The organism is Xanthomonas albilineans, from assembly GCF_002939705.1.
In the GTDB taxonomy this organism is placed as follows: domain Bacteria; phylum Pseudomonadota; class Gammaproteobacteria; order Xanthomonadales; family Xanthomonadaceae; genus Xanthomonas_A; species Xanthomonas_A albilineans.
This window is the reverse complement of the sequence record NZ_MDCB01000010.1, coordinates 1-12,074: the sequence shown is the minus strand read 5'-3', so window position 1 is coordinate 12,074 and position 12,074 is coordinate 1. Positions and strand designations below refer to the sequence as shown.

The window sequence follows — 12,074 nt, the reverse complement described above, 5'->3', positions numbered from 1 at the left end:
CGCCAGCACTCTCTCGGTGCGCGCATGCGGCAGGGCCGGGAAACCGTACGCGTTGAAGCATGCATCGTAACCGTTATCGGTCCAGATCACTTTCGGCAGGCCGAGCAGATAAAAAATGACCAAAGGAGATATCCGATTCAAATGGATATTTTCCTCTGGCCATGGAGTTCCACATGTTTTAAATAAAATATGGAAAAATCTTCGCGCCTGGAATCGATTGTGCGGCGCTGGTTAGCCGGTCAGTAGGGCAAGGCAGCAAAACCGTCGGTATTGGTCAGCACATGATCCCAGGAATAATCGGAGCTACCTCGCGCCAGATGCCAAAGCGTCGTAATCAACGCGGGCTTGTATTTTGTTCCATCGACACAGGTGCCGGTCCAGGCGGTGACGCTGCCATAGGTACCCCATCGCACGGAAAAAGTGAATACAGTCCGGTTGTTTGACTTAGTGGGTGAAGCATTATTAATCCACCCGACCATCGGATACTCAGAACCGGTAGTTCCGGAAGGCGAGATATAGTTACCTGATATCTTCCCGGAAGAAGCATCAAACTCCGAGACAATGAGCGTGGAACCCAACTCGTTTTTCCATCTCCCCAACGGATTGGTGCATGTGGGCTCGGCGTGGGCCAGCGAGGCGCAGCCCGCCAAAAGTGCAAGACAAGCCGCATAGCGATGTATGTGCGTTGACATTATCATGTTCTCCTAAGTAATCGAAACCAGAAAAGCTCGAAACCAGAAAAGCTATTGGGTAGGCCTGACTAACCGAATAGGGAAACGAGCTAGGAAACCACCCATTCTTATGCCACCACTCACTGCCACCAACAAAGCCAATGAAAGACAAAGTGGCAATGACTGAATCACTTAACGATAGTGAAAACCTTGGCTAAACAGATTACGGGCAGATCAGCTTGATCTATCCACGATAATTTACCTGATCGCCATATGTGTCAATGCCTACAGAGTAAACCGTCTACCGCACGAGATGGATAGACATCCCATTTGAAACAACATCGTGGCGGGATTTGCAAAAGCAGCCTTCGGATTGAACTTTTTCTTAATATTCTCAGAAATATTTTCTGATTGCGCCTTCAACGCGGCCCAAGATGAATCGCTCAGTGTTTCCTAAACATCTCAGGGCCATGGAAAATGGCGAGTTAGAACGTGTCCATGAGCAGCAGGCGTGATGCAGATGAGTTCAAGATAGATGGGACCCGCCAAGTGACCAATCGCAGGTTCAAGACGGTGGAGGCGCCGAACGGTTGGACGATGCGTGATCGCGCCGACACCGACCTGATCTTGCAAACCCTACTATCCGCGCTTTGACGGCGCGATCCCAAACCCGCTGGATTGGTTTATTCGGATCAAGGTTCGGCCCACACCAGCGATGACGGGCAATGCTTCCTGGCGGCCCATGGCCTAGTGCGCAGCACGAGTCGTCGCGGCAACTACCACGACAATGCACCGATGCAGAGTTTCTTCGGTCTGCTCAAACGCGAACGGATCAGGCATCCCTGATTTCTGGATGCTCGCCATGCGGGCATCTTATGGGGAATTTTTGCGGAGTGGGGGAGATCGATGTCGTGCAAATCGTGCCGCACACCAAAAACGGAAACGCCCGAAACCCTTACGGCCCGGGCGTTTCGTATCGAATCGTAGCGACTGAGGCAGCTACTGAATCCAGGCTCTGGTGCGGAAATAGGCAACAAAAACATTGGATTTTCAAGGCTTCTGCGCGGAAATAGTAAAAGATGCCCCCAATGTTGCCCCCAGGTGGATGGCGCTTGCGCATTCACGCACCAGCCCATCGCCATGATTCTGGCTTAGGTTCGCCAGCGCTCGGGCCTTCCCCTCCGGGGTCCGTTAGCCTGTGCTGCGTCCTCCATGAAAACGGCATCGGCTTTACCCGACTCGGATCGTGCCTAGCATGACTAGCCATCACGGTAGTGCATAGCACCACAGCTCGTGGGGCAGAAGGTACTTGCTTACTCTGGCGATGCGCCAGCGCACCTGAGTCATAAGCACACTCGATTACGACGAACTCCGGGCATTTTTTATGTCCAAAATAATCAAATCCGAATCCCTCGCGCGCGCGATTGCGGCGGATTGTATGCTAAGGCCATATCCAGTCGGCACAGGACGGTCAGTCGGTAGCAACGCCAAGTCTGTACCTCGCTGTCCCTGGCTGCTGATCGAGCAACCTCCCTCCGGATTTTGAATGGCGACCTTAGTACGCCCAAACCGTGTCGGCTGATTGCCGGCAGCGTCAGCATGGCGGTGGGCACTGTGATCCAGTGCCGGACTCATGCGCGCGCTGCATCCCCCGGATGGGCCTGCGTTTGACAGCTCCGGCACAATGTCGTATCCAATAGGATAACGGCTTGCACGTCGGCATCACCTGCGCATAAGGACCATGGCTTGAGCAAGCACACCACCCCCGAATCAGCTTCAGGACGCCACCAGCCGCCGTCGGCCGTGGGCGCATGATCTGTGGGCAATCTACGTGCCTGACGCGTCCATTACGCCAGGCATCTGCCACGCGCCCTGCATCTGGTTCGGGTCGTGCCAACGCCTTACTGGTATCGCCCCTGTCCAACGGATCTCCCCTTCACGATTTCGTTTACCACTCTCAAATAAAGGCGCAAGGCCATGAGCATGTTCGATGGATCGATGAATTGGTTACACCCCCTGGCAGATACCAGCCTGGGGGATTACGTCTTCTTCCGGCTGATCAACAACTACCTCAGTCACCAGATCGACACCTTCGGCATGGACGTGATGGCCCGCGCGATGCAGTGGGTAAGCGTCATCGCGTTGACCGCCACCACCTTCTGGGTGCTCTTGCTGGGCTATCGCATCGCCAGCGGACAATTACGCGAATCGGCCATGGCGACCATGATCAAGGCCGGCAAGGTGTCGGTCATCCTGGGCATTGCCGCCGGCATCGGCGCCAACGGCACGCTGCTGCATAAAACCATGACTGACGGTCTGGATAAGGAAATCCATTGGCTGTTCACCGGCGAGAAGGACAGCACCGCCGCCGACGCCATCGACGAGAACCTCACCTACACCCAATTGGCGTTGAGCACCTTGGACGCAATCCAGGTGAACCCCAGCGACCCGGAAACCATCAAAAAGAAAGAAAACGCGCTGCTGCTGGCCGGCTTCGGCACGGCCGGTCCGCCGATCATGGCCGGGGTGATGCTGTTGATGTTCAAGTTCACGATGGCGTTCCTGATCGGGGTGGGGCCGATCTTCATCCTGTTCCTGATCTTCGACCAGACCAAGGACCTGTTCAAACGCTGGCTGTTCTACGTGATCGGCACGTTGTTCTCGATGTCGGTGCTGTCGGTCGTCACCGCCATCGTATTGAAGATGACGGCCAGGATCGCGCTGGCCTACTGGGGGGCGAAGGTCATCAGCCTGGGCAATGCGGAAGGCTTGTCCTCGCAGGCATTGCAGCAGGGATGGGCAGGATTGATTGCCACCCTACTGATCGTCGTCCTACCCCCAATCGGGGCAATATTGTGGCAAGGCAGCATGACCAACTTCATGCACTTCTCCGTCTTCAATCCCGCCTCGGTCCCCGGACCGCAGGGGCAACCGCCTGGGTCGTATACGCCGCCGCAGATCGGGAGAAATGGCCATGATGTTTCACATACATCTTCAGAAGCGAAATCACAAACGACACGGCACTACAATGGCGCACAGTCAACGCAATCTTCACCCCCCCCCGGTTCACGCGGACAGGCCGGACGAAATCGAGACGATGTCTAATCTTGCAACCATCGATTCGATGGCAGATCGTTTTTATAAAGGAGAGAAGTTATGAAACACATTGCATTTATCGCTTTTGCGATTTTGCTATCCTCCTTGGATGCTAGTGCTGAGGGTGGCTGCCCACCCGGTCAACTTCCTGCTCAATCAAATGGCAGCATGGCATCTTGCGTACCTATCCCACAAGATAACCCGCAACCGCAACAACCGCGCCCTACTGGCAAATGGCTCAAGACATGGGGTGCGATTGCGGATGATGGTGCCGATGAAGTGGGTGTATCAACAGGAAAACTAAGCAAGTCGGAAGCCGAGGACGAGGCAATGGAAAAATGCGAAAGCGCAAGTAAAAACAAGTGCCGCATTATAAGCGCATACAAAAATCAATGCGTCGCCGTCGCCGACCCTGTTCGAACAGGCCATGCTATATCCAGCATCGAATCTGGCCCTTCCATCGAAAAAATAAGCAGTAGGGCGATTGCCAACTGTCAAAAAAACAATGAAGGGAGCGAATGCAAAATCGGCTATACCAACTGCACGGAGCCGATCTTTCAGAAATTCTAATCACCACACAAAAAATGTATAACGCCCCTTCTTCACTGCTGAATCAAGCCCATCGACAAGGAGCCATACAATGGACTACAGCAAAAAGGCCGTGGAGCAAGTACCATCACCTCCCTTCCAGTGGCAGAAGGCAGCGCAACAGATCACCGACCTGATGACCATCACCATCCTGGCCCTCTCGGTCACCACTTGCCTGACCATTCTGGCCTACCGCGCATCAGACAGCCTTTTGCTTTTGCTGGCTCAGACGCTGGCCAGCGTGGCCGTCCTGCTGCATGTTGGCATGGGGGCGATGCTGACACGGCTGGTGGTACACGCATCAGTGACTTGGAGACGCTTGCAATCCGGCGGCAAGCGTACAGTGGAATCTAAGCACCTGCGCAAAGCCTTCATGCGTGTAGCTCGCATATCGCTGGTGACGTGGATATGGACCATCTGCATGACAGGGTTTCCGTTTACACTACCACTAGTAAAGTCTGCGCCTGAAACTGGGATTTTATTAACATTATTTCTACCCTTTACTTTGATCTATCTGCTGATGAAAAAAATTCTCATCAAAAGAACCTGTGATCAGTTGCTCCATGCCATTACAATAGCCGAACAAGTGGCGAGACGAACATTAGTCGCTTAAGAATGACTGGAAAATATGCACCAAGTCACATCCTAAAAAATAAGAATGAAATACTCGCAGGCTTAAAAAATAATAATATATAAATGTCTACCAGTCACTGAGAAATTTGCAATATATTCCAACCATAAAAGCCAAGGACAGGAGGGATTGGAATGACGAGAGACATCATCAAGGGATTCCTCCTAAGTGCGGCTTACTGCGCTTCTTTCCTGTTAGCTTGGCAGCTCTCAGTCGATCAATGGTACTTACCAGCGGGACTGCGCGCAGCAACCCTACTCTTCCTGCCTTACCGGCTATGGCCTTATCTGCTGCTTGGCGATGCATCAGCACTGCTGGTGATCAGCTTACTCATAGTGCAAGCGCCCAGCGCTAGCCTATTTGGAACATACGCTGTTTCCTTCCTGATGCAGCCATGTGTGGCACTAGCAGTGCATGCAGCTCGGCGCAAAATGACGCGACTGCTGCACCAAGAGTGCCTACTCCTACCGCTAGCGTTGGCCCTGGCACTTTGGAGTACCTTGTGCAACATAGCAATGAATGCCGTGTTCGAGGGCAACACCACCATTACACCCACACAGATACTGATACGCTTCTGGCTAGGCGACTACCTAGGCATGCTGATGTTCATCATGCCTGCACTGTTGTGGCTACGGCGTAATGAACATGAAGCAGATAACTCCCGATTGTTGAAGGATGGCATATTAGGCGCGGGAATTGTGCTGGCACTTTTCATCAGCTCAGTCATGATCCAAGACCCTTTCTTGCATCAACTGTTGATGTCGATGATGCTTATTCCTCTAATTACAATGACGCTGCTACATGGTTGGCGTGGAGCGGTAATCGGTATCACGTTGGCAAACGTCGCCATCGGCATCATGCTACCCGACACAAAAACGCTTTTCGCATACAACGCCGAAGTATTTTCTGTACAGCTAGCGCTTGCGTCTACCGCCACAGGGATGTTCGTATTCGGATCGCGCTTATCATCGTTGACTGAAAGAACATGGCGCTTCCGTCATGCTAAAGAAGAAGCCCTACAGCTTGCACAAGCCAGCTATCTGCAATCGGAACGAACCCTTAGACGGCGCGTCGTCGAGTACACCGACATTACTGTGCACATCAACAAACTGCGGAAGGACATCGTGGCCTACCTTCGCTCCAAGGGCCAGCATGCTGCAGCGATGGAAATGACACGAACCGAAATGATCCAGGCCAGGCTGCTCGACGAGTACGTGACCGCCCTGTATCCGCTTGGCATCGAAACCCATGGGCTGTATGAAATACTGCGATCAGTGGCGTTTAGCAACCTGTGCAATACGGAGTTCAGGCTCAGGCTGAAAGGAGATTCCAAGCGCTTGTCGGTAGGATTGCAATTGGTCGCTTATCGCAGCGTACTGAATGTGATCGACTCTCTACCATTAGCAAGTAGACATTTCATCAAAGCAAGGGTCTGGCGAACGAAACATCATCAAGGGATCGCAGTCTGCGTCATCACCTATGCATCGCCACAGAATCCTGCGAAGCACGTTGTACATGATGTGGATTGGGAACTAGCCGCCAGACTCAAGACGCATGGCGGCACCTGCCGGCGCCGCCATGCGTATAGCCTTAGCTTCCTCGTTTCCGAGGCATTAAATGCAAGGATCAATCTGCGGCCATGATCTCCCACTTATTACCACGACTATCTGGAATGACACGGACGGTAAAAGCCGAAGTCTGACCGACCAGCAGCGCGTCCTTTGCTTCACTCTGCTTCGTTGGTAACGATACACGCGACACGTCAGCCCCCATCGGCAGCACCCACAACGCGCCGCTGACATTGCCAACTACGGCACGCACGTTTCCTGTCAGATCATTGATTTGAAGATAGGCCACTCCATCGCGCTGAAACTCGTAGATGCTCAACGCCGGGTCTAGCGACAGATTCCGGGCATTCGGCAAGCTTTCGCCGAGGCCAACAGTCGGCGCAGGAGGAGCGTGATGGATGCCACCTGGGCAACAAGCATGCGCCTCGTTGGCACCAGCCAGCAGCCCACCAACTAACACGATGTTCAACATGGTGCTTGTCTTGATTTCCATGAGTTTTCCTTTCCCCTGAATGGGGAGATTTCGCCTGCATTTCAGGCTCCCCCAAGGTACGTGCTGCAACAAGTCACCTGTTGACAAATGAAGCAGGCAAACTTGACCGGCAGCAAGTTTTGAACTGCCCAGGGATTGACCTCCTCCCTTGAAGTTCATCCAACTTCTGGGGGGCAGTTCAAAGTCGGATCGGTTCACTAGGTAATATGTGACTTCACGCGAACCATCTTTCCTGCTTTGATAAGGGAGTTTGGTCATTGCTGGCAGGGAGTCATGCGCTTCTTCGAACTTAATGCTGCAGATATCACGGCGCTTGGCGCGGGCGACCTGCGTGAGCTGGTCGCCCGTCTGAGCGAAGCGGAGGTGATCCAGCGGGGTCGTCTGTCGAAGAGCGTTACGTGGGGCGGCGCGCAGGAAGCGCCCGACGGCGGGTTGGACGTGCGTATCGAGGATACCGGCCTGGCGTCCAGCGATGGCTTTGTTCCGCGTGGGAGCTGCGGCTTCCAGGTCAAGAAGCACACGATGGCCTGGGCCGCATGCAGGGACGAGATGCTGGAAAATGGGGCCCCGAAGCTTGTTATCGCAGAGCTGGCCGATCGGAATGGTGCCTACATCATCGTCAGCGGCAAGGACGATTGTTCGGACAGCATGCTGGCGAGCCGATTGCGGGGGATGGCGGAGGCTGCCGTGCTGCTGCCTAACAATGCGTCTCTGCATCTGGACTTCTATGGTCGGGATCGACTGGCGACCTGGCTTCGGCGGCATCCAAGCGTGGCGCTGTGGCTTCGCGCTTGCCTCGGCCGGCCCTTGTCCGGATGGAAGCCTTTCGGGCGGTGGGCAGCGACCCCTCAGGGGCAGGACGACGCGTTCCTGATTGACGACCATCCCTGCGTGATCGACATGAATTCGAGTGCGAAGAATCCCATGCCCGTATCCGAAGGCATCAAGCTAGCTCGCGAGCGGCTTCGCCGCCCCGGCAGTGCCCTCCGCATCACCGGCCTCTCAGGAGTCGGCAAGACGCGATTCGCGCAGGCGCTGTTCGAGGCGGAGGTCGGCGAAGAGGCTTTGTCTCCTGCCAGCGCAATCTACGCCGATCTGGGCGAGAGCTTGGCGCCGACGGCATCCGAACTGGTTTCATACCTCATCGTCAACGATCACGCCGTTCAACTAGTGCTCGACAACTGTCCGCCGGACGTGCATCGGCAGTTACAGAAGCAGGTCTCTGAGAGCAGTGCCAGGCTAAGCCTGCTGACCATCGAGTACGATATCTCCGACGACCGCCCCGAAGAAACCGAGGTAATCCATCTCGAGCCGTGCAGCGAGAAAACGGTCTCCATGCTGATCCAGAAGCGCTACCCGGATCTGGGGCAGTTGAGCGCGGACAAGATTGCCGAGTTTTCTGGCGGAAATGCGCGCATCGCAATCGCGCTGGCAAGCCGGGTGGATGCGGATGAGACGCTGACAAACTTCTCCGACGAAGACCTGTTTCAGCGGTTGCTCAGTCAGCGGAAAGGTGCATCCGATCAGCTCTTGGCAAGCGCCGAAGCGCTCTCGCTCGTCTATTCGTTCAATGTATCCCCGTCCGAGTTCAATGACGAACTTGGCATCCTGGGCATCATCTCCGATCTCGATCGTAGCGTGCTGCATCGGGGCCAAGCCGAGTTGCTGCGTCGTCAGCTGGCGCAGCAACGCGGTGATTGGAGGGCGATTCTTCCGCACGCACTTGCCAACCGTTTGGCGAAGCGTGCGCTGGAAAATATTCCTCCCGACAAGATTAATGCCGAGCTTCTAAAGCCCGAGAACCGGCGTCTGTTCCGTTCATGCGCACATCGGTTGGGATACCTGCACGATTTCGAGCCTGCGCTCCGATTGGCGAATAGCTGGGTGGCCCCTGGCGGGCCGCTGCATGACATCGGATCGTGCAGAGAAGAAAGTTTGTCAGCTTTGTTGTACATCGCACCGGTCTTCCCGGAAACCGTGCTACGACTGATCGAAGACGCCGCAGCCAGCCCCGGATTTGCCTCTCGCGAGAATCCGAACTTCAGCTTGTTCGTGCGCTTGCTGGGCCAACTTGCTTACGACGATGACAAGTTCGATCGCGCCGTAGCAATTATGTTGAAGTTTGCCGAGGGTGAGAAGTCGGGCGAGAACAGAAACGGTATCGTCAACCAGATGTGTGAGCTTTTCTCGTTGTATCTGTCAAGCACGCAGGCACCACCGTCAAGCAGGTGCGCCTTCGTCGGGAAGCTAATCCAGTCGGGTAGCCTGAAACACCGGGAAATCGCAGTTGAATTGTTCCGCGCCGCGTTCGAGGGAATGCATTGGAGGTCTTTCTCGATGTTCGACTTCGGCGCACGGAGACGAGATTCCGGCTGGCGTCCGTGCACGCGCGCGGAAGAGCTCGACTGGTATGTCGGCTTCCTGAATTTGTTGCGACCGGCGCTGGCATGTGACGACCCAGACCTGCGCGAATGGGCGCGCTCATTGCTGGCGGGTTACTTTCGTGGGCTGTGGACATTCGCGGGCTGCTTCGATGAGCTCGAGACAATCGTCCGCAGTCATGCTGGCGGGGGCAGTTGGCCAAAGATGTGGATGGCCATCAAGCAGACGCTTAGTTTCGATGGCGACGCCGCTCATCCCGAGCTACGGGCCCGGCTGGAAGCGCTTGAACGCTTTGCGGCGCCATCCGACCTCTATTCAGAGATGGAGGCTTATGTGCTGGCCAATACCTGTGATCACGTCGAGAGCACGGAGGCGCTAGACACCGTCGGTGTCGACACGATCGAAACGAAGATCGCTTTGATGGGTGAGGTGGCCGCCACAGAGCCAAGCTACTTGGAGCGATTGGGTCCCAAGCTCTGGGAAGGCAAGTTCGATGCGCTGTATCACTTCGGAATTGGGTTGGCACGCGGTAGCGCCGACCTGACAGCCACTTTCGAGCATCTCTCGCACCTGGTGCAACGGCAGGCGCCTGCTGTGCTCCATCCGCTGATGCTTCGAGGCTATATCAGTGCGGTCCACGACATGAACCCCGGTTTAGCGAGATCGATGCAGGAGCGCGTGCTGGATCATCCCTTGCTGAGGCTGCATTTCATTTACCTGCTCGGCGCCCGCAAGATCGCCCCATGGGGAGTCAAGAAGCTCCTCGAGCTCGCACAAGGTGGAGAGTTCGAGCCTTGGCGGTTCCAGGGGATCGCTTATGGCCGCATGCACGAATCCATTCCCGACGGCGAACTGTCGGAACTGCTCGCTGTTCTGAACGGGCGGGATAATGGCATCTACACTACGCTCTGTATACTGGAGATGCGTTTCCACGTCAGCAATTATGTGCCGAGTGAAGAGCTTCTTTCGGTCGGACGCGGGGCCATTCGTAATCTGCTGTCTGGCGAGCGGGAGAAGATCGACCTGAGCCACATCCACTATGATCGTATCGCCTGTCAGTGCTTGTCTGCGTCCGCTCCGGAACAGGAAATCAAGGAAATCGTGAAGTTTCTTTGCGACGGAGTGGATGCTTTCCGTTTTTACATTTCTGATCTCGATGTAATTATCACGACGCTAACCAGCAACTTCCCGGAGATCGTCCTCAGTGAGATTTTCACGGGTGGCGACAGGGAACATCGATTGATTCACCATCTTTTCAAGTATCACCTGAGTCGTAGTTCATCGTATCTCAATAGCATCCCGGTGACTCGACTGGTCGCATGGTGTCAGGGTGATCAGGATCGGATCGCACGCGTGGCCACTGCGGTGTCAGCATACTCAGCTGCTGAGGCAAGCGATGCTCCGCTGGAGCATCCGAAACGCGTTGTTCTTAGCGAGCCCATCAAGGCTTTGTTGGAAGCCGCGGTGGATAAGAAGGGCATCATCAATACGATGTTTGCGGGAATTCGGCCTATGAGTTGGTCCGGCTCGCGGGCTGACATCATGGAGATTCGGGTCAAGGCCTTCACTGAGTTGCTGGAGCATCCCTTGCACGAAGTGCGGGATATAGCAAAGGAGAAGTTTGAAGAGGTGGAGCGGGAGGTGCGACGGGAACGCGAGTGGGAGGCGCAAGAGCACAGCCAGCGCGAACAACGTTTCGAATAAGCTATAGCTGTCCGATCTTGGTCGATAATGATACGCTCAGGGCTCCGTAGATACTCATGACCCTCGTTGCGCGTAGCGCCGCTCGAACTCTACAGGCGACAGGCCGCCATTGGAACCATGGCAGCGTTTCGGCTTGCGACGTCCCTCGACGTCGCCTCCGCCCTGAGTAGCAGTAGGATTTAAGTGAATTTCCCCCAATTCTTTGGGGGAAGAAGAAAGCCTGACATTCCATTCCGGGTAGCTCGCTCCACAACCTGCAACAGGCAATGAGAGTGTCGCCGCTAGGATCTCGGCTTCACCAAGCGATACTGCTTCTTTTCACCAAGCTTTGGCGCCTTTTCATCGATGTTGACGCATAACCGGCCATCGCCGCAGGGCACGATGTCCGAGCGGTTGATCGCCTCCATGTAATTCAACTGCGTCCTCAGTGCGTCGTAACGGGTCGCGTAGTCGCCGTAAAGCTTTTATACGTTCCCACCAAAGCGACGAGCGCACACAGCAACGACACGCCGACCCCGATCCACACCCAACGCACGATGGAGATCATGTCGCGCCGGGTGAGTTGCAATGCTCGCGCCGTCTGATCCGCCGCCATGGCAATCCCCTGCACCTTGTCTCGCGCCTCGGCGAGGGGTGGCTCCAATCCGGCGCGGGTGACACTTTCCACGTGACCCGAAGCGCTCTGCAGCCAGCGCGCCAGATGTTCCTGGAACTGCGATGGCACCTGCTCCGCCAAGGTGCCTAGACGATGTTCGATCCGGTCGCAGCGTGCCTCGAACCTCTTGATCATCGCGGCAATGTGGACGTCCAAATCGGCCTGTTCATCGTCTTGCATGCAGGTAATCCTTCTTGTCAATTTCAGTTAACGTCCTTGCGATGGCCCCTGTCGGGACTGCGCCATTTGCTGTTGGATCATCTGCTGCGCATCCGCCTGACGTTGC

At 55.3% G+C, this 12,074-nt stretch carries 8 protein-coding genes and 1 pseudogene; 6 read left to right on the top strand and 3 right to left on the bottom strand.

Annotated elements, in window-relative coordinates; genetic code table 11:
* Positions 1-239 precede the first annotated feature (239 nt).
* A complete protein-coding gene (locus XalbCFBP2523_RS10055; protein ID WP_080928189.1) occupies positions 240-695 on the bottom strand; it encodes an avidin/streptavidin family protein in 456 nt (151 codons plus the stop codon).
* 564 nt (positions 696-1,259) lie between these two features.
* Here XalbCFBP2523_RS10055 and XalbCFBP2523_RS10050 point away from each other — a divergent pair.
* The 5 genes and pseudogenes from XalbCFBP2523_RS10050 to XalbCFBP2523_RS10030 all read left to right on the top strand — a co-directional run.
* Positions 1,260-1,508: pseudogene (locus XalbCFBP2523_RS10050) on the top strand (IS3 family transposase); the annotation flags it as partial.
* 1,140 nt (positions 1,509-2,648) lie between these two features.
* On the top strand, positions 2,649-3,776 hold the full coding sequence (locus XalbCFBP2523_RS10045; RefSeq protein ID WP_045765460.1) for a TrbL/VirB6 family protein: 1,128 nt from the start codon (positions 2,649-2,651) through the stop codon (positions 3,774-3,776).
* 51 nt (positions 3,777-3,827) lie between these two features.
* Positions 3,828-4,337, top strand: a complete 510-nt coding sequence (locus XalbCFBP2523_RS10040) for a DUF4189 domain-containing protein (RefSeq protein WP_080928058.1) — start codon at positions 3,828-3,830, stop codon at positions 4,335-4,337.
* Positions 4,338-4,407: 70 nt separating this feature from the next.
* Positions 4,408-4,968, top strand: a complete 561-nt coding sequence (locus XalbCFBP2523_RS10035; RefSeq protein WP_045765458.1) for a hypothetical protein — start codon at positions 4,408-4,410, stop codon at positions 4,966-4,968.
* Positions 4,969-5,120: 152 nt separating this feature from the next.
* Complete coding sequence (locus XalbCFBP2523_RS10030) at positions 5,121-6,629, top strand: MASE1 domain-containing protein (RefSeq protein WP_080928057.1); 1,509 nt, start codon at positions 5,121-5,123, stop codon at positions 6,627-6,629.
* Here the strand turns inward: XalbCFBP2523_RS10030 and XalbCFBP2523_RS10025 are convergent.
* Entirely contained in the window at positions 6,613-7,206 is a 594-nt protein-coding gene (locus tag XalbCFBP2523_RS10025) for a hypothetical protein (RefSeq protein ID WP_249027722.1), read from the bottom strand. The genes XalbCFBP2523_RS10030 and XalbCFBP2523_RS10025 overlap by 17 nt on opposite strands.
* Positions 7,207-7,320: 114 nt before the next feature.
* Here XalbCFBP2523_RS10025 and XalbCFBP2523_RS10020 point away from each other — a divergent pair, with 114 nt between their 5' ends.
* Positions 7,321-11,133: a hypothetical protein gene (locus tag XalbCFBP2523_RS10020; protein ID WP_045765456.1), complete on the top strand. Its 3,813-nt coding sequence runs from the start codon at positions 7,321-7,323 to the stop codon at positions 11,131-11,133.
* A gap of 424 nt (positions 11,134-11,557) precedes the next feature.
* On the opposite strand, the gene XalbCFBP2523_RS17145 is transcribed toward XalbCFBP2523_RS10020, so the two are convergent.
* Complete coding sequence (locus XalbCFBP2523_RS17145; protein WP_249027721.1) at positions 11,558-11,968, bottom strand: hypothetical protein; 411 nt, start codon at positions 11,966-11,968, stop codon at positions 11,558-11,560.
* Between the last annotated feature and the right edge of the window lie 106 nt (positions 11,969-12,074).